Source organism: Streptomyces sp. NPDC005070 (assembly GCF_053600395.1).
Genome location: NZ_JBSFZS010000016.1, coordinates 10,001 through 34,181 on the forward strand (window position 1 = coordinate 10,001; position 24,181 = coordinate 34,181).

Sequence of the window (24,181 nt, forward strand, 5' to 3'; positions counted from 1 at the left end):
TTTTCACTGGTTGCTGCTCTCTGGGAAGAAGGCCGGGGGGGCGGCTGGGAGCCCTACATTCTGGCAGGCCGCGCGGATGATGGCCCGTGCTGCCTGGTCGCGGGCGTAGTCCCGCTCCTGCTGCGTCGGTGCGGCCGTGCGGCGCGGCATCGGCGGTGCCCCGGCTCCGGAGGCAGCCGCTTCGGCGGCGGGGTTGGCCCATCGGTGGGGCATCAGGGGGACGAGGAAGGGCTCTACGGCCGCGCGGCCCCGCTCGAGTGCCTGAATGGCGTCTTTGGCCTGGTTGACCGCGGCCTCGCCGTCGTCGTCGAGCGCCCGGCGCAGGGCCCGCCACCTTTCCTTCCACACCTGCTCTGGCGCGCTGTCCGCTACCCCCAGGACGAGGTAGGGGTTCAGGACGTGGTCGTCCTCGCGGTGGCGCTGCAGCTGGCGCAGCACCGTGCGGTTGTGCTCGAGGTGGGTGCGCCCGGCGCCGGGCAGCTGGTCTTCGCGCAGGCCGCGGCCCTGCGCCACCGGGCTGATGGCGTCGAGGGCCTCGTCGTAGGACTCCTCTCCGGCCGGGCTGAGCATCAGGAGGTAGGCGAGGAGGTTCTTGGCCTCCCAGCTGCCCGGCGTCCAGATGTCCCGCAGTGCGTTGGCCTCGTTGCGCGCGTGTTTGAGCAGCGAGTCGGCCCGCTTGGGGTCCTTGAGCAGCTGCTCGCGGTGCGCGGCCCGAAGAGTGCGGTGCATGCGGCGTACGACGAACCAGCTGCCGAAGGCCTTGTCGCGGCGGAGGTTTACAGGAGCCTGTGGGGCGAGCCGCTCGAGTGCAGGCCACAGCCATTTCTTGGCGGACAGCTCGGGTGGGATCCGGCCGGTTGAATGCACGCGTGCCAGGTCCTCTGCGAGGCTGATCTGCTCGTCCGTCAGGCCGCGCGCTTCCTCGAGTACTGCGGTGTCCCCGCGGGCGAGGCGGAAGCGGAATTCTCGGCGGGCCTGCTCCTCGGCCCACCCGAGTCCGCGCAGGCCATCCGTGTCCACCTGCGAGGGGGTGAGCCGGGCCTGCAGGTAGAGGCGGCGGTCGCCGTCTTGTGGGACGGCTCTGGGTGCGAGGTGCCCGTCGTCGACGAGGTCGTCGACGACGGGCAGCGGCAGCAGCTGTGCGAGCCGCTGCTGCTCTTCGGCGGGCACGCGGCCGTACTGGGTGAGCCGCATGTAGTCCGCGTACACCTGCCAGGCTGCGTCGGCCACGCTTCCCGGCGCACTGCCGTAGGCGGCGGCTACTTGGCCGGGGGCGCCTGCCAGGAGGGCGCGGGCACGGACAGCCTGGCCGGGCGGAAGGAGCGCCTCTAGTGCAGCCGCTGCCTCTGCGAGCATGCGGACAGCGGCGGCCGGCGCCAGCGGCAGGACAGCGGCGACCACGAGCCGCGCCAGCTGGTCGGCTGCTGCATCCGTGGCAGCGTCTTCGAGCTGGAGGGCGGGGTGGCCGGCGGCCCGTGCGGCGGCGGCCACCGTACGGGCCGCCTGCCGCGCCGCCTGCCAGGCCGGCTCGGATCCGTACCCGTCGGGAACGGTTGCCGGGGAGGGCCGGCGGGCAGGACTGGCGGCTTCGCTCACCGCGGCGTCCTGGGGCTGCTGCAGCTGCCGGGGGCCGCGGTCCTCGCCGACGTGTCCGGTCGCGGCCGGTGAGCAGGAGGACCGTGCGGCGATCAGAGCCAGCCGGCGCTGCCGCTCGCGCTCGATGAGTTCCTCGCGGGTGGGCGCAGGCGTGGAGTGGTCCCCGGCCGCAGGATGGGAGAAGATCGGGCCCGCGGTCACAGCTCCCCCTCCTCTGCGAAAGCGACCAGTTCGCTGGTCACTGCTGCGGGGATGCGGTCCAGGCAGTAAGCGTCGGCGAAGGCCGTACGCTCGGCCAGGCCGCTGCTGCGTACGAAGTCGCCCAGCTCACGCAGCCGGGGGGCCATGGCTGTCAGCTCAGCGGATTCCAGCGGGTGCTTGGCCACGACGGCGAAGGTGTCCTCGGCGAACTCGCTCTGGGCCAGGGCGATGCGGCCGAAGGGGGTGTCGTGCACCTGCGCGCTGAGGTCGGTGCGGTCTTCGGCCCAGCGCTCCAGCAGCGTGCCGTGCACGGCGGTGTCCACGGCGAGCTGCCGCCCGCGCAGGACGCTGATCAGGTCTCTCGCCAGCCTCCAGTCCAGCAGGGGGTGGAGCCGCATGTTGGAGTAGTCGCGCAGGCAGCGGTAGCAGGAGCCGCTGCACTCCTGTGCGTGCTGCGGGCCGAGTCCTGCGAGGTATCCCTCCACTGCGTCGAGGAAGTCCTCGAGGTGCTCGCGTGCTCCCAGGTGCGTGCTGAACCCCGCGCCGTTCTCAAGGCTGTCGGCGAGGTAGGCGAGCACCGGGGAGGAAGCCGTGGCCGAGCCGTGGATGCCTGCCAGGAGTTCCTCTGGCTGCACGTCCAGGAACGGCGCAGCGGCCCGGCGCAGGAGGGCGGCCAGCGAGTACCAGGCTGCGCGCCTGCCGTGGTAGGCGTCGCGGAATCCGTGCGGCTGCTCGTAGGAGGAGAGGTCGAACCGAAGCCCGCGGCCGGTGTCCAGGGGGGCCCGGGCGCCGAGGAACAGCATGTCGGTGTGCTCTGTTGCTCCCAGCGCGGTCTCGATGTCGGCCTGCGCTTTGGGGCTGTCGACGATGTGGTAGCCGCCCCAGGAGCCGTGCGCTTTCTTGAAGCGGTACAGACGGCCGTTGTTGCTGTTGACCGTGTAGCGGTCGCCGCTTCCGGCGTGGGCCACGAGCCAGTCGTCAGCACGCCGCTCTACGCGGGGGGCTTCCTTGTCGAGGTCGGCTGCGGTGCGGGAGCTGGCGCCTCCTTGGCCCCATTCGCGCACGCCGTCGTAGTCGCGGGGCACTCCGGCGCGGAAGCCGGCGGGCTCGCGCATCGGCAGTGCCGCGTAATGGGTGCCTGAAGCCCCGCACGCGGGGCACGACTTGGGGTCCTGGTCTTCCTCGAGCAGCTGGATGTGCGCGCACAGGCGGCACAGGGCGACCCGGGTCTCCGGGCCGAAGGGCTCCTCTTCGGCCCACGGGCGGGTGCGTCCGGGCCGGAAGGAGACGACTCCCATGGACTGGTAGAGGCGTCCGTCGCGGGGGGTCTCGGACCCCGGGGCGAACTTGGTCAGCGCCACGGCCAGGTTGCGGTCGATGGCCCCGGACGGCGGCCAGGGGAAGTTCTGCTCGGGCCGCTCGGTGTAGAGGTAGCGCACGCGCGTGGGGAAGCCGAACATCGGCAGGAGCCCTGCTTCGGCGAGCCGCTGGCTGAGTTCGGCGTGCCCGGTGGCCGGGACGGCCCTGCGGTCCACCTGGTCCAGGAGCTCCTTGGTGCAGGCGATGGGGTCGATGGACGCTACGGACGGCGGTGTTGCGGCCTTGAGTGCGCGTGCTGCCGACTCGATGTCCGCATGGTGCCCGTCCACCCAGCGGCGCACCGCCTCCCGGTGCGCCGGCCAGTCGGCTGCGAGTCCGAACTGGCCGTGGATGTTCTTGGTGAGGTCGGGGTCGCCCTTGCTCCGTGCTGCGGCCACTGCGCGGAAGGCCTGGCGCAGCACTTCCCCGAGCAGGACCCGTTTGAAGATCGACGGCATGCCGAGGGCCAGGTACGGCGGGGGCGTCGGGGCGTTGGTGATCTCTTGCGGCCTGGCGAAGTAGTGCTCGTCGTGGCTGCGCCCCCGGCAGATGGTCAGCGCGGTCGCGGTGGGGCTGCCGCGCCGGCCTGCCCGGCCCACGCGCTGCTGGTAGTTGAAGCGGGTGGGCGGCATGTTGGCGAGCAGCACGGTGTTGAGCGAGCCGACGTCGACGCCGGCTTCCATGGTGGTCGTCACCGAGAGGACTTCGATGCCGTCGGCGGCCGGCACCTCGTCCTCGCCGATGAAGACGTCCTGGAAGCGGGCCTGGCGCGATTGGGCGGCGATGCGGTCGGTCTGCCCGGTGAGCTCAGCGGCGCGCAGCGGGAAGCGGCCAGTGCTGGTCTGGGCTTTCCAGGCGTAGTAGTCGTCGTTGAGGGCCCCGGCGAACTGCCGTGGTTCGGCGGGCAGTTCCACCTGGCACTTCGTGCACAGGCCGGCGCCCCGGTGCAGGTGCGGGCGGCGGCAGCCGCCGCAGATCCAGGCGCGTCCGTCTCCTGCCCGCAGGGACACTTTGGAGGGGTCGATGGTGTACTGGACGACTGCTTGCCCCCAGGCTGCGAGGACGCGGTCCTGGACGCTGGCGGTGTCGCTGCCTTCGCGCTGCGCGATCTGCTTCCAGAAGCGCAGGAGCGGGGCTGGCGGCTTCGCGGACGCGGCGCGCAGCTCCGTGAAGCGGCGGAGGAGGCCGAGGATGCGCAGGCTGGCGCGCGCGAGCGCGGTGTCGGAGTCCGGCGGCACGTCGAGGGCGGAGCGGTCGCCGGACAGGCACAGCCATCCCAGTCCGAGGGATTCGAAGTCGCGGCCGGCACCGGAGAACAGACCGAAGACGAACTCGCGCCCCAGGCTGTCCTCGATCCGCTTGAGGTAGTCCTCCTGCTCCTCGGTCAGCCCGCTCTTCAGGGCGCGGTCGCGGTCCCAGTCGAACAGGGAGGTCCAGGGGATGCCGTTGCGGTTCTGCAGGGAGGCTGCGGGGCCGCCCGGGTTGGCCCCGCAGTCCAGGAGGAGTCCGCGCAGGTCGTAGCGGAGGTCCTGCAGTGAGGGCAGCGCGCTGAGCACCGCCTCGAGTTCGGGCTGGCGCTGGGGCTCTGCGTCGATCTCGTCGTTGAGGATGTCGCGCAGCGCGGACAGTTCGCGGGGGTGGCGCTCTCGCAGCCGCTGGAGTGCGGCCTTGACCTGGTCGCGGTCGACGGGCTGGAGCTGTGCGTAGTGCGCTTTGACGAGCTGCAGGTCCGCGTAGGGGTCGCCCTGCTTCTCGACGACCTCAGCGGCCATGAGCCGCAGGAGGTCCTGGTAGTGGCGCAGGGCAAGTCCGCTGGCGAGTTCTGCGGCGTCGTCGCGGCTGTCGGAGAAGGCGATCACTTTGCGCTCGCCCGGGGGCATGTGGCCGAGGGCTTCGGTGGTGAGGACCTGGTTGAGCTTGTCGAAGCCGGTGCGCATCCGGCGCACGGGGGCGCTGCGCAGGCGTGCGGGGTCCTCCAGGCCGATGGGTTTCATCGCGCCTGTCTTGGCGTCGCGCGCCCGCTTCATCTCCCAGTCGTCGCCGCAGGCCGGGCAGCGGGTTGGGAACGCTCTCAGGCTCCGGATGTCGAGGGCCGGCTTGCCGTCCTTCCCGGCTTCTGGGACCACGTGGAAGGACCAGCCGGTGTAGTGCGCGCGGTCGTTGGCGAGGCGCCCGGTGCCCGGCTGGTAGCGGCTCTGGCGGAACTGGAAGGCCGCCTTGGCGCCCTGGTTGGAGGTCGAGCCCGTCCATTGGGCGCTCTCCAGGCCGGGTTGCTCCGTGCGCGGCCAGTACACGACGTAGTTGCCGGCGCTGGCTTGTGCGCTCGCGTCGTCCGGCAGCTGGTCGAAGTCGGGGAAGTCCGTGTGCAGCGAGCCGCGGAAGGTGTCCTTGCCCAGGAGGGAGGGGCTGGTGAAGCCGCCGAGCATGAGGTCGCCGCAGTTCTGGCAGTACAGCAGCTCCAGGACCCGGGCCCCGCAGCTGCACCGGGAGGTGGGGGCTCTGAACAGGCGCCCGACCCGGCGCTCGGGGTGCCTGTCGCCGGGGACGTGGGGGCACTGCGGGTCGGAGCAGGCCCAGATGCCGTCGATGTTCCGGAAGAACATGTGCGCGCGCAGCTTGGGCAGGGCGGGGTCCGATGCCGCGTCCAGCGCGCGGAGCAGGCCCTGCAGTGCGGCGCCCTGCTCGTCCTGCGAGTCCAGGCCGGGAAAGAGCTGGGCGGCCGCACGCGGCAGGCTCAGCGCTTGGGGCTTGCCGCCCGGCGCGAGAGCCAGGGCGAGGGCGTCGGCTGCGCCGGTGGCCTGCAGCAGCCGGGCCGTCTGCTCTGCCGGAAGGTCCTTTCCGGCCGCGGCGGCCAGCTGCTGGGCGTGGGCGGTCAAGTCGGTCGAGCCGCGCTCGGGCAGGACCAGGGTTCCGGGCACGACGACGTGTCGGCCGCCGGGCAGCGCGAAGAACGACTGCAGGAACGCGTCGTCCCGTCCTGCTTGGAGCGAGGCGGAGGCGGCCAGCACGCGGAACTTCTCCGGTGCGTCGTCGAGCCCGAGCCGGTGGCGCAGCTTGCGCAGCAGGTAGGCGACCTCGGTGCCGGCGGTTCCGCGGTACATGTGCAGCTCGTCCACGACCAGCGTGAAGCGCGCCCCGGGGGTCTTGAGCCAGCGGCGGGTGGCCTCGAACATCGGTTCCTCCTGCGGGCGCAGGAGCATGATGTTGAGCATCGAGTAGTTGGTCACCAGGATGTCCGGCGCGGCCTGCTGCATGTCCCAGCGGGCGTGCATCTCCGCGCCGCCGACGCGGGGGATGAAGTCGTGGAGCTGCCCGCCGGCGCGCCTCTCCCGCTCCTCCACTGCCTGCATATACGTGCGCAGCCGCTCCAGGGCGGGCAGCGAACCGGCGCTGCCCGCCACCGGTGTGGCGCTCGTGTAGCGGCCGAAGTAGAAGCGGTGGCCGGACCGGTTGCGGTCCAGCCAGGCGCGGGCCGCGTCGCTGTCCAGCGCCCGGCGCAGGCGTGCCAGCTGGTCGTCGGCCAGCGCGTTCGTCGGGTAGAGGACCAGCGCGCGCACGGCGGCCGGGTGCCCGTCCTCGCCTCCTCTGCTGAGCTCGTGGCTGCCGCGTCCCCTCCACCACGCGGCCTGGGTGCTGCCGCGGCCCGGCCACCGGGCGGACTCGGCGACCAGGTCCGCGATGACCGGCAGCATGAAGGCCTCCGTCTTGCCGGAGCCGGTGCCGGCCGTGACGACGAAGTCCCGGCCGCTGCCGCATGCGGCGACGAGCGCGTCGTGCTGGTGCCGGTACAGCTGCTCCACCCCGGCGGGGAGGGCGAACTGGGCGAATTCCGCGGCCTGCGGGTGCGCGCCCGCGGCGCGGAAGGAGTCGGCGACGGAAACGCCGCTGGAGGCGTACTGCGGGCGCAGTTCCAGCAGGGGTTCGCGCCAGGCTCCGCCGTCGGTGTCCAGCAGGGCGCGCCGCTCGGCCATGACCGAGGGGTCGTCGACGGCGAACGGTGTGTCGTAGTACCGCATGAGGGTCTCGCGCAGCGCCTGGAACGTGCCGGGGATGTCGGTGGCTGCGCGCCGCCGGGTGGAATCAGTCATCGCTGCGCCTTCCCGGCAGCCGCAGCGGCCGTCTGGATCTCGAGCTGCTGGTGCAGGGACGCGGCCAGCCGCTGGGCGGCCGCGAGGGGGACGTTGTCGTAGCCGACGGTCTGGGCCAGCTCGTGGAAGCGCGGCTGCAGACCGCTGCACAGCACGGCGGCCCGGGCGTGCAGCGGCGGCAGGGGGGCTCCCCAGTCGACTGCGAGGCGGCCTACGCGCTGGCGCCCCGCGCCTGCCTCGGCCTTCCACCGCATCGCACCGGTGCCCAGCCGCTCGTGCTCGAGGTAGACGCCGTACTCGTGCTCGGTGCTCAGGAACCGCTCTCCGCGCCGGAGCTGGACCAGCCGCACCCAGTCTGCGCTGCGCCACCGGTACAGGCCGTCCTCACTGTAGGAGTGGGACGGCTCGTAATCGCGTGTGCGGCTGTTGTACCGCTCCACGGTGTGCGTGTTGCCCAGTCCCGGCGGGGCGGCTGCAGGGCCCGCCGCCAAGTCGGGCAGAACGGACACGGCTTGGAGGGCTGCGCAGGAGACGTAGGCGCATCCGAGCCGCTCGGCGTCCTGGGGCAGGCGCTCTGCTGCGTCGTACTGCAGGTAGAGCGTGTCGGGCACCGGGATGTCGCCCTCGACTGCTTCGTTTTCCACCCACAGCAGCTCGGCCCACTGCTCGGCTGCGGCGTCAGCCGCCTGGTCGAAGGCCGCGCTCCGGCGCCCGGCGACCACGGCGAGCCCGTCGGAGAACGGCACCCGTGTGAGCACCGCGGGAGCCGCGGACCACAGCCCCTGGCGCCAGTCCACGTCCAGATGCCCCAGTGCCGACACATCACGCAGCCATCGGCCGTCCGCGCCCTCGCGCACCGGGATGCCCCTGCTGCGGGCGGTGCGCGCCACGCCGGCCCTCAAGTCTGCGACCCTGCCGCCCCCGAGTTCGCTCGCCCACCGCAGGAGCAGGTTTCCGATACTCAGCACTGCGTAACCTCCCGGGCCAGCTCCACGAACGAATCCCACAGCTCTCCGCTGCCTGCGCCCGCTGCGCCCAGGACTGCATCGGCCCAGGCGCGGTGCTCCGGGCCGGGAGTGAACGAGGGGGCCTGCGGATAGGCCGGTTCGGCGGACCACTCGCCCTGCCGCAGCTGCAGGACCCATCCGCCGCCGGCCCGGACGTCAACTTCGAAGTGGTAGTCGGAAGGCGCCTGCGCCAGCCGCGACCACCAGGAAGGGGTGGCGGGCTCGGCTATCCGCCAGGCCCGCCCGTCCGAGGAGGCGAAGACGGTCTCCTGGGCCCGGCGGCGGCACAGGACCACGCGAGGCGCGGCACCCGAGCCGCCGCTGCCCAGGCCGGCTCCGCGGACCAGGCCGGCACCGCTGCCGGGGGAGGCGAATGCCGCGGCTCCTCCGCCTGCGGCGGCGAAGCCGACCAGTTGCTCCGGCTCCGCCACGCCCGGGGTGCTGTCGGCCGTGGCGAAGGCCAGGACGCTGCTCTCCGCCTCCAGGACGTGGTCGCCCGGCTCCAGCCCCCGCGGCCACAGCGGGATCGGTACGCCCCTGGCCTGGAACGGCGGGCGCTGGCGCTGCCCGTCGAGCACTGCCTCGCCCGACGCGTCGTCGGGCAGCACGAGGTCCGGCTCGCCCCCGGCGAGGTACAGCTTCCGGCTGAGCCGGGGGGCGAGGAGCAGGCCGCCCTGGAGTGCGGCCTTGAACTGCGGGGCAGGCTGGACCGCGAGCAGCGCCCCCCTGACCTCGCGGATGGCCTCCCTGAGGGTCACCGCGTCCTCGAAGACCACCCGGGGGTACAGGACCCACCCCCGGGGCAGCCACGACAGCGAGGACCGGGGCTCGGGCCTGGGCGAGGCCGCCTTGTGCAGCACGGCCTCGACGTCGCGGGCGGCATCGGGCGCTGCGAGGACCATGTGGTCCTCGCCGGGCACGAACCTGTCGACGCTGGTGCGGCAGTCCAGCGACTCGTTCTGCGTCAGCACGACCAGCGAGGAGGCCGGACGGCTGACGGCGACCCCTTCTCCGGTGAGCTGCACGCCCGCGCGCAGGGAGCGGTCCGCGGGCAGCTCCAGCCCGTCCACCGCGTAGTAGTTCGTCTCCCCCAGCTGCCGCAGCGCGGCACCGCCGGCCAGCTGGTACCCGCCCGCTTGCGGGCGCGGGAACCGGGCCAGCCAGCCAAGGCGCCGGTTCTCGAACCGCACCAGGAGCTCCCCGCGCGGAGTCCCGTGGGCCACGTACTGCGGGGAGCCGTCCCACACATCGGCGAGGCGGCCCAGCAGCCGCTCGACGAGCGGCCGGAACTCCGGGTGCTCGAGCGCCCTCTGGAGAGCCGGCGAGAACTTCGCGGCCTGGTCCCAGTAGCGCGCGCCCTGCGCCAGGGCCGCTCCCGTCTGCGGCCACGCCCCTGTGCTGCGCGCTCTCATGACGTCGAAGAACTTCGGCAGCAGCTGCCGGTCGGTCCCGCGCAGCACCGCCTGGGACAGGGCGTATCCGATACGCGCCTGGTGACGGGGCACATCGCCCGGCGACGGGATCGTGCACAGGCCCCGGTAGGAGCCCCACTGGACCTGCCAGGAGGCCAGCCTCTGCCACATCTCGGCGACTGCCGCATAGTCGCCCGACGTGAGCACGCCGTCCCTGCCGGCGAGGAGTTCGGAGAAATGGCTGTGGTAGTTGCTCGCCCTGCGGTCTCCGTCGTGGGCCATGCGGGTCGCGGCTACCACCGAGCAGGCGAGCAGGGGCAGCACCGCCGGCGCATCCTCCCTGCCCGCGCCCCTGGACACCGCGTACCGCTCGATGTCCCGGTAGGGCTTGGGCTCGCCGGGCCAGACAACCCGGCGCACGGCCTCAGCAAGCGGCACCGCAAGGCGGAAACGCTCCTGCAGCTGCTCCGCCACTGCGTCGTCGACATACATGACGACCGGATGGCCGTCCCAGTCCGGACTGAAGAAGGCCTCCTCCAATGCCCGCTGCCAGTCCGCATACGGCGCGAAGTCCACGTCCTGCCCCCACATCTTGCCCCCGGCCTGTCCGTCCGGGTCCCCCACCACTCGCAGAAACACGGCAGATGCCGCGCCACCTGCGGTGCAGCCCGCCCCCTGGGGGCTGCACCCTATGGACCGCCACTGACATCGCATGGTTGCACTGATCTGGCAGCACAAACAGGCAGCGAAGCTCCTCGATCAGACCGAAGGCCGCTCCCCTGCACCTCCTGTGCCGGGCAGGCACCCTCCCGTCCGCCGACGGTGCCCGCACCGCTTTGCGGCTCGTCCCGCAGACGTCAGGGGCGTTGCCCACAGCCGCCTCCTGCCGGCCCTGACCTGCACCGCAGTGGAGAAGAACCCAGGCGACGACACAGATTAACCACACCCGCTACACACAATCGACACCTGTGCCGCAACCGTGATCTTGCCTGGCAGGCAATCGAGGCCAGGCCGCACACACCGCACGAACTCCCCCGCGCCCCGGGGCCACCGCCGCAGATGCGGGCACTGCGCCCGCGCCGTGGCACAGGCATCACGGCCGGTATGCAGGCATGGCCTCCGGGCCATGTCCCCTGTCTCGGTGGAGCCGATCACGACCTGTCGTCTCCGGCCCGAGCCACGCCAGCATGTCCCGCCATGCAGTGCCCGCAAGCCATCACCAGCCGCAACTCCGTGACCCCCAACAGGCCGTCGGCAAAGGCGATCAGAGCCGTGACCTGAGTGTTCTCCTTGTTTGATCGGCACACAGGCTCTTCCGCCCCGGCGCACCCAGGTCCGTCGTCAGCTCGGTGACGTGCAACCGCCCCTCCCGGCCATCGTGCCGCCGTCCGGACCCTGCTCGGTGCCGTCGCCCGCAATCAGGTCCTCCAGCCGCAAGCGGGTGGTGTGGGACCCTGCCCCGGACTCTGCACCAGCAGACCACCTCGGGCAGGCCGCGCCCAACTCCCGGACGGGACCTGCCTCCGTCAGAGCCCAAGCGTGGAAACAGGGCCCCGGCGGCAAATGCGAGGTCAGCTGGCCTCACGCCGCCGCCACGGAAGCCATCCCGCCGCCTCCCGCCTTGGGGCTGGCAGGTCCGTGAGTGCGTCACTGCCGTCCGGTGTCCGGTCACCTGTGCGAACCCGCTGCCGCAGCCGACACCCTCACCGGTCTTCTCGCCCCCTACCCTGCCACCACCCCGGCACATCCCGAGCCGGACGAGAGTCCGTTGCCCGCGCTGTTGTGGAGCGCCTTCGGCCGCCCTCGGCGTGAGATCCAGTGGCGGGCCGCGCACGCGGCACGGGAACTGCTCATCCGCCACGAGGAGGACTGGCTCAATGCCGCGGGCGAACAGCTCACGGACACCGAGACCCTGATCTTGCGCCGAGCCGCCGACGCACCGCAGCACAGCGAAGCCCTCGGCAAGCAGGCAACGCTCATTGAGCAGTTCAACGCACCGAAGACCAGCGAACCGAGCCGTCCACCCGCGGGCGAGGTCATGCAGCATCCCCTGGTGCGGCTGGCCGGCACCTACCGAAAGATCATCATCGACCACGTCGCACGAACAGCCCCCCGCACAAGCCGACCGAACGGCCGGCCAGTCGCACGGCACTGCCGAAGGAGCTGAACAGACGAGTGGCGCCGAGCCGACTGCTGGCGGGGACAAGCCCTGACCAGCGGCAGGCCGAGGATGTGAGGCAGTACGAGGAGAACACCGCAGGCGTCGATCAGGTCACTGATCCGGCCCAGCCCCGCGGACCGTGAGCGCTGAGGCGTAGCAGCTCCGGCCAAACAGACTGTCCTTCATCTGACGCCGACTGGAACACAAAACGAGATTGACCGTAGCCGGACAGCCCCCGGCATCCGCTCTACCCCACCAAGCAGCCGACTCCAGAGCCGAGTTGCGATCACGGTCGGGCGGCCGCTTCACGACGCTGGTCGCGTGCCGACCGAGCCGACCAGCCACCGTGTGCCGAACGCTGGGTCCGAAAGGGGGTGGAGCAGTCGGGTCCGGCCGTGGAAAGCACCGAAGCCGGTGCCCGCGGGGCGGGAGCCCGCTGGCGCGCGCAGGTCACGCGCCAACGTGAGTCTGCCTCTCCCCCGCGACCTCGAATGCGCCCTCGTCAAACGCCCTCGACCGCGCCCGCGTGGGCTTCCGCCGTCCGGGCCCGCTGGGCGCGGCCGCCGACGATGCGGAGCGGATCTTCGGCTTGTGCCTCTCGTACCAGTTCCTCGTCTTCAAGGAGGCTCAGATGTCACACGACGACCCTCCTGAGCCTCTCGATCCGTGATGACTTCCGGCTGATCTTCTGGGCTTGATTCGGGCCGAAGTCTTGCTCTACGTTTCGCGAATGGCGATTCTGCAGACGCTGACGAACCAAGGACGCGTAGTGGGCGGCCACTTGGCGAGCGGTAGCGTTCTCTCGGGTCACGGCGGACTCACGATCCAGCACCCGCGCAACCCGTTCAAGCGGCACAAGCTCAACGCCGAGACCGTGCTCGAGTGGGAGGCACTCTCAACCAGGGAAGGTATCGCTGGCGTCATGGGTCAGGCTGCCGCGAAGGCTGCTCTGCCTGGGATGCTCGGGAAGGCTGTCGGTGCCGGCCTCGGGGCTTCCATGAAATCCGGGCACACCGTCCGCGTGAACTGGGCCGACGGCAATCAGTCCATCATTGAGCTGCCGGAGAAGCTGTTCGTGATCTTCTCCGTATTGCTCGAGAGCCAGCAGGTCGCAACTGATAACTCCACGCAGGCCGAGTCTTCGGAGCCCGTCCCCGCGCAGCCTGGCGTGACCGAGAAGGTCTTGGACATCGCTTCTTCAGTGATCCAGCGAGGCAAGCATGGGGCACCGGCCCATGTCGCAGCTCAGCCGGATGTTGTCGAGCAGATCGCAAGGCTCGCATCACTCCACGACGCTGGCATCCTCACAGACCAGGAGTTCACGGAGAAGAAGGCTGAGCTACTCAAGCGCCTCTGATACTTGAGGCGGCCAGTCGACGCCCGCGTCCGGGGCAACGTGGATGATCCAAATTTTCTTGGCGCGGTGCCGCAAGGCGAGCGTCAGGTTGGGCCACGCCCTGGGATGGCTCACGGGTGGCTGCTCGCGCCACACCTCACCCGGGTATGGGGTCCGTTGCTTCACCGATGAGTCGTGGCCCCACCCAACAACGAGTTTTGGCCCCACTTCCTGATCTTCAAGGCCGGTAGTAACAACGAGAGTTGGCCCCACCTTCAGGCCGCTCTGCTGCCTCCCTCGCGCTGGTCTGACGTGAGAGTCTTGGCCGTTGGAGAAGGGACGGCGGTATGACGGAGACGGCAGACCAAGGTGGCGGGACCGCCCTGGAGACGCTGGAGCGGGGCCAGGTCTGCAAAGGGGTGGTGTCGTCCATCGAGAGGTTCGGCGCGTTCGTCGACATCGGAGGCGTCTACGGACTGGTGAACGCAGCCGAGTTGACCTGGGCTCATCACTTCGAGGCGGTGTCGGACATCGTGGAGATCGGGCAGTGAGAATGTCAGCGAGACATGGCACTTTTCAGCGAAGGTTGGCACCGATCACTTAGCGGACGAACCCAACGTGTCCAGGGGCCGCGCCCGCCCGACGGAGTAGGCGCCTTAAGTCGCTTGGGTACAGCTTGCGTTCACTCACACAGCCACCCCAACAGACCACCGGCTGCGGACCAGCGGATTCCGCCCCCACTCGCACCATCAGGCGACGACGGAAACACACACGAACCGCCCTCTGAGGGCAACATGCTTCCGACCTGGAAGCAGGGACCGCAGCCAAACCGGCGTCGGCCGTCCGCTGAGAGATGGCGCGATGTGATCAGGTTGGGGCCTTACGCCCTGCTCACCAACGCAGTGGCCGCCGTTGGCGTACGCGCATATCTCTCACCGACTACGCGTACAGCAGGAGATAGACGGTGGGGCACAAGTGCTCCGGCACCGCCAAAACTGCATGCAGTGTGCTCCCACCCTGCTGAGCGACAACCCCGAGGAGTGTCCGAAGTGGGGCAGAAGATGGAAGCCAGACAATCCTGCGGCCTCAGCCCGTGCAGTGTCACCCGTCGGGCGGCACGAGAGGGGGCCCCCCCGCCGGGGTTTGATCGTTCTTTATGTCGAACACCATTCCAGCGGTGTCGGGGTCGCCAATGTGAGGATCGGCGAGATGGATTTTGACTGAGTTGGTTGCCCCGGCCGCAACATGCCCGTTGCCCTCAACTCTGGCAACACGGTCATTTCCGTCGTATAGCTCACTGATAGCCGCATAAGTGACAGCATTATCCGATTGCAGGTCGATTCGGACGCTCAAATTGGCTGTTACTTCGCCGACCGGGCCCTTCCGAACAAAGAATTCCGCGTGGGGTGAGGCGGGGTCGACTGTAACGATCTTATTAAAACCAAAGTGTTCAATCTTGTCATGACCGCCGAATTTGAAATCCTTGATGGTCATTGTCCCAGAGGTGTCGATCTCCCTACGGGATTCTGCCGGGGGTGGGGGCGCAGGGGGAACATCCGCGATAATGGTGGGTCCAGCCTCGTGCCAATGGTCTGCTCCTTCAGCGACGCGGTGGAATAGGTGAGCAACGTTCCACAGCACAACATCGGCGTCGTCACAGGGCCCGTGCGCACTAAATCCAATGTCGTGCTCGGGCCGATGAGGCCAGTCGACATCCTCTTCTTCGCGGAATTTCCGCACGTACCCATCTACCGTAGAGAAAGGTGTAGGACCGACGATTCCAGCCGCGGCGTCTAGAGGTCGGGGTACGATCCACGCCTTCAGGCCGGTCTGCAGGTTTTCTACGTTGTAGACAGTCCCACCGGCAGGATCGTCGAGCAGCCGCCCTTCCTTTGTTACGAATCCTATGAACTGAGAACCGTTGCTGCCGAACACATTTACACGTTGGTGGGCGGGGCCATCGAGATCGAAGTCGAAGCGCCAGTAAGGGTGATGCCAATGGTCGAGGTTGCACGACAAACCCTTGCTGAAGATGCGGGGCAAGATGACTCCCCCGTCGTTCAAGTACCAGGCCTGATAGATGTGATAGGCGCCGATTCGCGCGTAGACGCCGAGTTCTAGCCAGAGCGACTGCGAGCCCGCGATGTCAGTTTGTCTGACGCAGATGTACTTGCCTCCACAGCTCTTGATCGGGACGAGGTGATGAGGTCCAGAGATCGGGTTAAGGTCCTCGCCGAAATTGGCTGGGTCCCAGATGATTTGATCGTTATATGGCCCGCAGCCGATGCCCAACACGGAAGTCGGCACACCAGTCGCGCTGAAGAACTGCTCGTCTTCGACATACTTAACCCGAATTACCGGGAGTGAGAGTTTGTTGAATATCCGCCGCCCCCGAAAGAAGCCATTTGAAAGGCTCAGCCCATGCCTGCCTGCGACGGCGTAATCAAACGCCCAGTTGCTCCAAAGTACATGTCCATCGGGTTGCTCGGTCACGGTAACCCCTCGCAGGTGCCTACTGTGGTCCTCTAGTCGCTTCCGCGCAGGGAGACTTGCGGGTAGCGATCAGTTGTCGGGTTTGGATATCGACAAGGGCGGAGAAACAGACTAGGCGCTCAACAAATTGATCGTCCGATTCTGTGAACATCACGTTTAGGCAGCGATGGCCGTTGCTATGCTCATGTGGCGCATTTGGCACGCGGAGGATAGCGTGCCCAGTAAGCCCTGCCACAATCGGTCCGTAGTCTGGATGGGACGCAATCAGGTCAATGGCGGTAGCCATCTCGGTCGGAGACTCTGGATGCTCCCACGGCTCCTTGAGTGTGACACTCACGACCGTCTCGCCCGAGATGGCTACCTCGACAACCTGTGCTGACGTTGGCCTGCGCAGCGCAACGAGCACCTGAACGGGAGCTTCTACACCTCGTGCTGTGAGCAGATGGCAGCCGAGCCAAACGAATCCATCGCTAAGAATCTCCCTCACATCAGGATGTGAGACGGCAATCTGTAGGTACCGTTCCCAGTCAGCGAATGTATAGGAAGGAAGCGATGAGACGACGTCGACAGGCGTGGAATTGCCCGCTAGCTGAGGTATCCAGCCCCTTTTTCGGTCGAAATTGAGATGATTGTCCACATTCGCGAGAGTCGACGCCGAGTCCACAGGTGCCGAACTCCCGCCCAGCTCGGCTGGAGATGCAACCAACGATGGCGAGCCTCCGATCTCGGGCGTTCCAAGGCTATCCAACCTAAGGCTGCCTTTGACTGTGAAAGTGAAGACAATGTATCTGACATGCGTAAAGTCCTGGCCCGCCGGTCCGGCGAACTCAGAAAATAGGAAATCGGTCTTACCTTCGTAGGCGTTCTTGCCTGCGCTTGTCCAGCCGGATGGGGTGCCTATCAAGAGATTGAAGTTGACGGCAGTGTCATCTAGGCGTGATATCGTGACTCGGATCCGGTCGGCGCTGAGACCGCCCTCGTGGAGATTGAGCCCGAGGTCAGATACGCCATCTGCCTTTATCCCATAGGTCACATCGAGGCGGGCCCACTGGTCGGCGTCAAGTGTCAGGAGGAGACGCTGCCCGCCCACATCCAGGCGCGCCGGGGTTCCCTTTGGAGATGCACTATTGTGCAATTTTATCGAACGTGCCCCACCTAGCATTGAGCCTGCCTGGAAGTGGGTCTCGATGGTCCCGGGTGGTACGGAGAAGCTTTCCGGGCCGGTGCTGAAATCATCCAACAGGAGAGGCATAAAGGGCTCCGAGAATAGAATAGCCGTGCCGTCAGGCGCCCAAGCCCCATTCTTCCCCTACCCCTCGCCGCTCGCACCTGGACAGCCTGTGGCCAGTGATCCGTCACGCGGCTGAGCAGGGCGAGGCCAGCTTGGTGCAGCCGGCCCCAGATCGCGGCCCACGACCAGACGACTTAGAGGCAATGCCGTTGCTTTACGGGTCTGGGTCGGGTGATCTGGGTCGTTTGATGCGGATGGCTTGGGGGCCGGTGTTGGTGGGTTGGGGCCAGGTTTGGTGCTCAGCCCGCTTGAGCCAGTAGTTGGACATCTTGCGTTTGACGACGCGGGGCTGGCTGCGGAGCCGTCTGACTGGAAGGAGTCTTTCCAGCAGGTCTTCTTGAAGTACTTGCAGTGCTCTGACCAGGAGCTCAGGGGGAAAAGCCGCCCGGGGTGACGGTCACACTGCGCCGGGCGGAACGCAGTGTTTCGGTGAAAGAGATGCGGTCCGGGTCGAGTTGGCGGGTGGCTGCGGTTCTCAGCATGAGTTCCCGCAGCGCGTGGTGGACCAGGAGGTGAGCCCAGATCTGTTGAAGAACACCGTCAGGTGTTTTGCTGCTGAGCACCACCTTGGCACCGCGTTGGAAGGTCTTGATCTCGGCGAAGACGGACTCGATCTCCCAGCGCTCGCGATAGAGAGCGGCCAGCTGCCGTGCCGGATAGCGGCGGGGGTCCAACAGTGTGGTGACCAGGCGATAGTTGTTTGCCGCAGCGTCCTTGCCGCTCCCTTTGAGTTGGTAGGCCAGGACGCGGACCTGGACCGGGTCTCGTTTCGCCGGGTCGGTTTTTGCGTGGATATTGGACAGCCATGATCCGTCATGCAGCAGCTTGTTCACGGGCAGGACGCGGTTGGCCGGCACCCGCCAGAGCAGGTCGGCACCGCTGTCGGTGAAAGCCCGCCAGAGCGGGACGCCGAGGAACTCGCGGTCGGCCAGCACCAGCTGGCCCGCAGCGCAGGACCGGGGTAGACGGCCGACGAGGGTGACTTCACCGGTCCGGCAGCCGGCGAGTTCCGCATCCAGCACCGCATGGCTGCCCACCTCCACCAGCGCCGCCATCCGCACCTGGACAAACGCACTGCGCTTCGGGCCGCGGCCGCTGCCGGGCCGCCCGAACGCGGCCTGGTTGGCTTCCGTGTCGGCGACGTCCCAGCAGGTCCCGTCCACGGCCAACACCCGCAGACCCCGCCAGAACGCACCAGGCGTCGACGCCTCCGCCATCGGCTTTGCAGTCGCCGCGAACATCACCTGCAGCGGTTCGAAACCGAGCCGCTGCCGAGCTCTGAACAGCGAAGACTTCGCCGGAACATGCCAATCGCCCAGCCCTCCCAGCCCTCGCAGACCCGAGACCAGATGCCGCATCACCTCGAGATACGGAGCAGGCGAAAACAGCGCCAGCCCCAGAACGAAATACACCACCAGCCGCGCAGGAAGGAGCCGTCTCCGTTGCTCCGCACGCCCGCACGCAGCCACCACCCGGTCCACCAAACCCGGCGGATACACCCACGTCAGCAGACCAAGACCCGATAAATCCGACGCGCTCGAAGCCACCCCAAACCACCCCCGGGACCCACCTCCATCAAGCCTACGCCCACGACAAAAGCAACGGCATTGCCCTTAACCCCGGAGTACGTCATCGCCTGTCCGAGCGGTTCACGGAAGAGGTTGACGAGCACCTGCTCGGTGAAGTCGGCCTGCGGGACTGCCGAGCGCTCGTAAAGGTAGTCGGCGTAGCAGATGCCTAGCTCGCTGGTGACCGGGATGGATCGCGGCCGCCGCGACTTCGCCCAGGCGCCGTTGCTGTTCAAGCGGCGCCGCACGTGCACGTGTGGGGCCCTTGACCTGGCAGCCGAATGCCTGCGAGTCGGCCAGCAGGTGCATGTCCTCACGGCGCAGCCCGAGCGCCTCGCCGATCCTCATGCCGGTGCACCACAGCAGGAGCACCAAGAAGCGATCCCGCGCGTGCCGGGTGACGTCGATCAGCCGGGCGATCTGGTCGACCGTCAGCCACTCGATCCCCGAGTCGACACCCCGGAGCTTGAGTATTCGCGAGCGGACCGTACGGTGCTGGCCGTTCTCGCCGGGATCGAAGCCCTTCGGTAGATAGCGCAGGTAGCGGGGCTCGGTCAGCTGCCCGGCCAGTTCGGGATCGACCCACTTCATGCGTACGCCGAAGCTCAGGAACTCGCAGACCGTCCCCATGATCGCGTTCGCGGTGTTCTCGTCGCGGAATCGTTCCGGCCCGCCCCCACCACGGGCCCGGGAGGGCAACGGCTCCTCCGCCAGCCAGTGCAGGAAGCGCGCGAGCTGCCACACCGTGATCTGCGCCCACTCCAAGCGGTGGAACGTGCAGTACGACAGGTACAGCGCCGCACGCCCGGCGTACGTCCTCTCCGTGTTGTAGGCCCGGCCGGCGTCCCGCAGTCCTGCGAGGAAGAGCGAGCCTTCACGGTGAAGGGCGTAGTCGTCAGCCCCGACGATCACCCAGCCTGTCCTGTCTTGGGTCAGCGTCGCCCGCTCTGCGCGGAACGACGTGGCAAACGTGCCTGTGATGCCGAACACCCCTTGGATACCGATGATCCAGCCCGTTCACTGCACATGTGGCTGACGTGGCTGATGGAAAGATCATCATGAAGATAATGGCAGTACTGGGCCGGTGCTGGTCCTCGTCGATAACCAGGGTCAGGGTGTGGATGCCGTTGTGTGCCGGGAAGACGGCGTAGGGCTGGGAGGCTCTGAGGTTGGGCCAGTAACGGCCGTGCGCGATCCGGAGGCTACCCGCCAGACGGCGCCGACCTTGACGGCGGTCAGGCCAGTTGCGGGCGCGGCGGCGAGCAGGATCTCGGCTCCTACCGCCTCGCCAGCGCCCGAGCCGAAGCCGCGGCCACCTAGGTTCCGCTGGAAGCGTCCGCCACTTCTCAGGGGGAACCGGCCGACGACCCATCGGAGCGAAGCGGGGCCCGCAACTCGTCGGGGGTGACAGGCCCCGGGTCACGAACGGGTTGGCCGACGTCGGCAGGCCAACTGGGACGGACGCGTTCGACGAAGTCTGTGAAATCGTTCCGCAGATACCGAGAATCGGATGGCTTCAGTCGAATCTGCTGGCGGCTGTCACCCCACCAGATCTCGAAATCGGCAACCGTGCCCTCCGTCGGCCAGTCCTCGCTCTCGTCCGGCAGCAGCAGGACGTCGACAAAGCCTCCGACACTCAGGCCGATGTCCACAAGGATCCCGATCGCACCGGGCCTGGGAACCTTCACCACAGTGCCCTCGAAGACCTGCCCGAAGCGCAGACCCTTGAGAATCCGGGCCCACTCGGCATCTGTCACCACGAACGAATCCATCGCACCTTCGTCCGTCCGCCTCAGCGGCACGGCGCTGCCGTCACTTCTCGGGTTCTGGCTCAGCTTCTGTGACGCGGCCACGCTGAGTGACGGCTCGTCGTCTCCGGGCGGTACGTCAAGTCGCCTGAAAATAGCCTGTGGACGAGGTCGTTGGGCCGACAGTTCGGGGCCGTGGAAGAGGTCGTGCTCCAGCTGAAGGAGCTGTTGTTCCCGTCGATCGCAGACATCGCGGTGATGTCAGTGGACGTGGATATCGAGATTGTGCGCGTCGACGCACACTGCACTACGGACGGTGCCCTGTGCCCGGTTTGTGGGGTCTGGTCGAACCGGGTTCATGGCTCCTACCTGCGGTTTCCCGCTGATGTGCCGAGCGCCGGACGAAGTGTTGTTCTCCGGCTGCGGGTCCGCCGTTTCGCCTGCGGGAACTCGGACTGCGCACGCCGCACCTTCGTCGAGCAGATACCCGGCCTGACCCGCCGGCACGGTCAGCGGACCGAGCGGCTGCGGTCGACTCTGGTCTCGGTCGGTCTCGCCCTGGCAGGCCGGGCCAGCACTCGTCTGGTCCCTGCCCTCGGGGTGTCCGTCAGCCGCAGCACTTTCCTGCGCCTGGTCGAAGCTCTTCCCGATCCTGAGGTGCCCGCTCCGCGGGTGGTCGGTGTCGACGAATACGCCACCCGCAAGGGCCGCCACTATGGGACTGTCCTGGTCGATGTCGAGACCCGCCGTCCCATCGATCTGCTGCCCGACCGGGAGGCATCGAGCCTGGCGGCCTGGCTCGACCAACGGCCCGCGTCGAGGTCGTCTGCCGGGACCGGGCGCCGTTCTTCGCCGAGGGCGCCGCCCTCGGCGCCCCACAAGCCATCCAGGTTGCGGACCGGTGGCACCTCTGGCACAACCTGAGCGAAGCCGCCGAGCGGAGCGTCGCTCAACACCGCCGCTGCCTTCGATCCCTGGTTCCCACGACCCCCGCCGAGCCAGAGCCTGCCTCTGCCGAGGAAGCGAACGGGTCACCCTGGCCGCGGGGACACCGGTTCGCCGACCGCACCCGGACCCGGCACGCCGCCGTCCACGCACTGTTGGAGGCCGGGCACAGCCGCCGCTCGATCCAGCGCCAGCTCGGCATGACCTACCGCACCGTCAAACAGTTCGCCGACGCCGCGACACCGGAAGAGCTCTTCACCGGCCAGTGGCAGCACCGGCCCTCCGTCCTGGATGAGTACAAGGCCTACCTCGACGACCGCTGGAACGAGGGCTGCACCAACGCCTGGAAGCTCTGGGAGGAGATCGTGCCCCTCGGCTACAAAGGCAGCTACCAGCGCGTCCGCGCCTACCTGCACGACAAGCGCACCTCACCATGGCCAGTGACTGCCCGGCCGCCCTCGCCCCGGACGGTCGCCGGATGGATCCTCCGCCGCCCGGAAACCCTCACCGAGCCCGAACAGCTCCAGCTCAAGACTGTCCGTGCCCACTGCCCCGAAATCGACGCCCTGACCCGGCACGTCCGCTCCTTCGCGACCATGCTCACCGAGCGCCAGGGCGAGCGCCTGCCTGACTGGCTCGACGCCGTCCGGCAGGACGACCTGCCCAGCCTCCACACCCTCGCCGCCGGCATCACCCGCGACCTCGACGCCGTCGTCTCCGGACTGACCCTGGCCTGGAACTCCGGTGTCGTCGAAGGGCACGTCAACCGGATCAAGATGCTCAAGCGCCAGATGTTCGGCCGAGCTGGCTTCAAGTTGCTACGCAAGCGGGTACTACTCGCGTGAGCCCGCTGGCTGAGTTCCAGCTACTTAAGGAGCCGGAAACCGGGCTGTTGAGCCCATGCTCGGAGGAATTCCGCCGAGCCGTACACGCCGGGCCACAGATCGGTCGTCGTTGCGACGATGCCGGGAAGGCCAGCCACGATTGAAACCTGATCTTCTCGCAGTTCGGCGTTAACGACACCACCGATGACATCCATGACGGTGGCGGTCAGCAGGGCCGTGACGAGGTGGTCGACAGGACGGTTGCAGAACGCGATGACGTCGACCGCGTGGGTGGGGGTGAAGCCGATGAGGGATTCCTGGTCGACTTCGTCGGCGTGCTCGGCCTCGAAGATGGCCTCGTCACCGGTCCCAGGCCCCGTGAGAGAGACCAGGAAGGGCCGACGTCCGTCTGCGTCCCCGGCATCCGTGATCCCGAGGCTCTCCGCGCGAATGTTCAGGTCGTACTCGCCGACCCGCTTCTCCTCAAACCGTGCCGAGGCGCCTAGCAGGAACTCGCGGAGCCGCTGGATCTCCACGCGGGGGACGGCCTCCGCCAACTCGATCACCAACACCGGTCCGCTCATGGCCCGGAGCCTAACCAGCCGGGACTGTCACCCCAACCGAAAACTCATGGTGGCCGCGTCACAGAAGCTGAGCCAGAACCACTTCTCGTGAACATCCACGAGCCGACTGATGTCCAACTATCGAGACCGGCACCGACTCCCTACCGCCTCGTCTCCACCCGAGCTCGAGCCGAGGAATCGGCCAACGCCGGCTGACCGCGGCAGACTCGGGGCCGACCACCCACCCCCATCCAGGCGACGGGCCGTCGGCCCGACATGCTCCAGTAAGCTGCGCTGGCCATGGACACGGACGCCGAACCCGAGCAGACCCAGCACACCACGAACGCTGCTGGTCCGCCGCTCCGGCAGCTGTTCCGGGACGTCATCGCCGACCGCATGCTGGGCCCCAGGCCGCCCCAGGCCGCGATGCTGTTCGACGCCGAGGTCGACCCGTGCTGGGACGACCGGAGCTTCCTCGGCGACTTCTACAGCGAGATCCTTCACCAGGACACCTGCCGGCCGGCCACGGCTGACGGCCTCGCCCTGGTCACGGCCCTCGCAGTCGACGACCGCATTCCCGCCCGGCACCGGTTCCAAGCCGTCGACCTGCTGTTCAGGGCTGCCACTGTCGCCGAGCGCCATCTCGCCGAGACCTGGCCGGCCACCCCACAGCATGCCGATCCCGACAGCGAGGCCCGGGCCCGCAGCGCGGTCCAGGCTCGCGTTCCAGCTTTGCTGGCCCGCTGGTCGGCCGAAACCCCAGCGGTTCGCCTCACCCTCGCCGGACTCGCCGTGATCTTTCCGACGGACCGCACCCTGCCCGCCCTGACACCGCGCCTGCGGACCTTCACGCATCAGCACTCCCAGGGCACCGACATCGGCGACTACGTGCGGTTCGTCCTCGTCCTGGCCACCCAGAACGACGACCAGATCCTCACAGCGACGGAGAAGCTCACTGACGCCTACTGGACGGGAACAGCGCGCGGAGTGCCAGCCCGGTCACGAGCCCTCCACCTCCTCGGCCAGATGCTGACGAAGGTCGGAATCGGACTCATCCGAGCACCCGCCAGGCAATAACGCATCGCGCGTCGCTCTCGCTGCTATTTCTCGTGAACACGGGCCTCAAGATCCGTAACCGCTGCCCAAACTGGCAGACAAACGCTGCCCCAGAAGTGAACGAAGCCAGACGTTGGCGACGGTCCCGCTTCAAATAGGGTGACGGTGTGTCTCAGAGTCCTGATCAGCCGGTTCTGCCGTCTCGTCATCAAGTTGGCAGCCTTCGTGACTTCCTCCATGGAAGGACGTACTCGGCTGCCTCAGTCACCATCCGGCTCGACGGTGCACCGCCCCATGCTGGGGGCTCGCCTCTGGATGACGTGAGCAAGGTCTCGAATGCCCTGTATGAGGTTGTCGACGGTCTCGCCAGGCGGGTGCTGGACGCAGTGTTTTCCGGGCATTCGAACGCTGAGGCGCATGACGCATGGGTCGCTCTCTTGCTGATCGCCCAGAACTGGCGGGACTCACCTGACCTGCCAGCAGACCTGAAGACCGTGGTTGATGAGGCCCTTCCACTCTGATAGACGCCGACC

The 24,181-nt window shown here is 68.1% G+C and carries 16 protein-coding genes and 1 pseudogene; 7 read left to right on the forward strand and 10 right to left on the reverse strand.

Annotation, left to right across the window (positions count from 1 at the left end):
* Nucleotides 1-3: 3 nt before the first annotated feature.
* Genes ACWEBX_RS08060 through ACWEBX_RS08075 form a run of 4 tightly spaced genes read right to left on the reverse strand, consistent with a single transcriptional unit; the run spans nucleotide 4 to nucleotide 10,302 of the window.
* The gene (locus tag ACWEBX_RS08060) at nucleotides 4-1,797 is read right to left on the reverse strand and encodes a hypothetical protein (RefSeq protein WP_451884063.1); all 1,794 of its coding nucleotides are present in this window, start codon (nucleotides 1,795-1,797) and stop codon (nucleotides 4-6) included.
* Nucleotides 1,794-7,244 (reverse strand): DEAD/DEAH box helicase, encoded by a 5,451-nt coding sequence (locus ACWEBX_RS08065; protein ID WP_451884064.1) that lies wholly within the window; start codon nucleotides 7,242-7,244, stop codon nucleotides 1,794-1,796. The genes ACWEBX_RS08060 and ACWEBX_RS08065 overlap by 4 nt, the downstream gene beginning before the upstream one ends.
* Nucleotides 7,241-8,212 (reverse strand): hypothetical protein, encoded by a 972-nt coding sequence (locus ACWEBX_RS08070; RefSeq protein WP_451884065.1) that lies wholly within the window; start codon nucleotides 8,210-8,212, stop codon nucleotides 7,241-7,243. Before ACWEBX_RS08070 ends, ACWEBX_RS08065 begins: the two co-directional genes overlap by 4 nt.
* Entirely contained in the window at nucleotides 8,206-10,302 is a 2,097-nt protein-coding gene (locus tag ACWEBX_RS08075; RefSeq protein ID WP_451884066.1) for a hypothetical protein, read from the reverse strand. The genes ACWEBX_RS08070 and ACWEBX_RS08075 overlap by 7 nt, the downstream gene beginning before the upstream one ends.
* 1,129 nt (nucleotides 10,303-11,431) lie before the next feature.
* On the opposite strand from ACWEBX_RS08075, the gene ACWEBX_RS08080 reads away from it, so the two are divergent.
* From ACWEBX_RS08080 to ACWEBX_RS08090, 3 genes and pseudogenes are all read left to right on the forward strand, one after another.
* Nucleotides 11,432-11,830: a hypothetical protein gene (locus tag ACWEBX_RS08080; protein ID WP_451884067.1), complete on the forward strand. Its 399-nt coding sequence runs from the start codon at nucleotides 11,432-11,434 to the stop codon at nucleotides 11,828-11,830.
* Between the two features lie 724 nt (nucleotides 11,831-12,554).
* A complete protein-coding gene (locus ACWEBX_RS08085; RefSeq protein ID WP_451884068.1) occupies nucleotides 12,555-13,181 on the forward strand; it encodes an SHOCT domain-containing protein in 627 nt (208 codons plus the stop codon).
* A 356-nt stretch (nucleotides 13,182-13,537) separates the two neighbouring features.
* Nucleotides 13,538-13,708: pseudogene (locus ACWEBX_RS08090) on the forward strand (S1 RNA-binding domain-containing protein); the annotation flags it as partial.
* A gap of 553 nt (nucleotides 13,709-14,261) precedes the next feature.
* Here ACWEBX_RS08090 and ACWEBX_RS08095 read toward each other — a convergent pair.
* From ACWEBX_RS08095 to ACWEBX_RS08115, 5 genes are all read right to left on the reverse strand, one after another.
* Complete coding sequence (locus tag ACWEBX_RS08095) at nucleotides 14,262-15,653, reverse strand: hypothetical protein (RefSeq protein WP_451884069.1); 1,392 nt, start codon at nucleotides 15,651-15,653, stop codon at nucleotides 14,262-14,264.
* Between the two features lie 19 nt (nucleotides 15,654-15,672).
* A complete protein-coding gene (locus tag ACWEBX_RS08100) occupies nucleotides 15,673-16,905 on the reverse strand; it encodes a hypothetical protein (protein ID WP_451884070.1) in 1,233 nt (410 codons plus the stop codon).
* 407 nt (nucleotides 16,906-17,312) lie between these two features.
* Nucleotides 17,313-18,491, reverse strand: coding sequence for an IS4 family transposase (locus ACWEBX_RS08105; RefSeq protein WP_451884071.1), 1,179 nt, complete (start codon nucleotides 18,489-18,491; stop codon nucleotides 17,313-17,315).
* Nucleotides 18,492-18,593: 102 nt separating this feature from the next.
* Nucleotides 18,594-19,502, reverse strand: coding sequence for a tyrosine-type recombinase/integrase (locus ACWEBX_RS08110; protein ID WP_451884072.1), 909 nt, complete (start codon nucleotides 19,500-19,502; stop codon nucleotides 18,594-18,596).
* A gap of 356 nt (nucleotides 19,503-19,858) precedes the next feature.
* On the reverse strand, nucleotides 19,859-20,284 hold the full coding sequence (locus ACWEBX_RS08115; protein ID WP_451884073.1) for a hypothetical protein: 426 nt from the start codon (nucleotides 20,282-20,284) through the stop codon (nucleotides 19,859-19,861).
* Nucleotides 20,285-20,455: 171 nt separating this feature from the next.
* Between ACWEBX_RS08115 and ACWEBX_RS08120 the strand changes: the two genes are divergently transcribed.
* Together ACWEBX_RS08120 and ACWEBX_RS08125 are read left to right on the forward strand one after the other, a co-directional pair.
* Nucleotides 20,456-21,184, forward strand: coding sequence for a transposase family protein (locus ACWEBX_RS08120; RefSeq protein ID WP_451884074.1), 729 nt, complete (start codon nucleotides 20,456-20,458; stop codon nucleotides 21,182-21,184).
* A 221-nt stretch (nucleotides 21,185-21,405) separates the two neighbouring features.
* Nucleotides 21,406-22,050, forward strand: a complete 645-nt coding sequence (locus ACWEBX_RS08125) for a transposase (protein WP_451884075.1) — start codon at nucleotides 21,406-21,408, stop codon at nucleotides 22,048-22,050.
* Between the two features lie 20 nt (nucleotides 22,051-22,070).
* Here ACWEBX_RS08125 and ACWEBX_RS08130 read toward each other — a convergent pair whose 3' ends face one another.
* Nucleotides 22,071-22,613: a DUF6368 family protein gene (locus ACWEBX_RS08130; protein ID WP_451884076.1), complete on the reverse strand. Its 543-nt coding sequence runs from the start codon at nucleotides 22,611-22,613 to the stop codon at nucleotides 22,071-22,073.
* 279 nt (nucleotides 22,614-22,892) lie between these two features.
* On the opposite strand from ACWEBX_RS08130, the gene ACWEBX_RS08135 reads away from it, so the two are divergent.
* Nucleotides 22,893-23,669 carry a hypothetical protein gene (locus tag ACWEBX_RS08135; RefSeq protein ID WP_451884077.1) on the forward strand — a complete coding sequence of 259 codons (777 nt, stop codon included), beginning with the start codon at nucleotides 22,893-22,895 and terminating at the stop codon, nucleotides 23,667-23,669.
* A gap of 299 nt (nucleotides 23,670-23,968) precedes the next feature.
* Nucleotides 23,969-24,169 carry a hypothetical protein gene (locus tag ACWEBX_RS08140; RefSeq protein WP_451884078.1) on the forward strand — a complete coding sequence of 67 codons (201 nt, stop codon included), beginning with the start codon at nucleotides 23,969-23,971 and terminating at the stop codon, nucleotides 24,167-24,169.
* The last annotated feature ends 12 nt before the right edge of the window (nucleotides 24,170-24,181 follow it).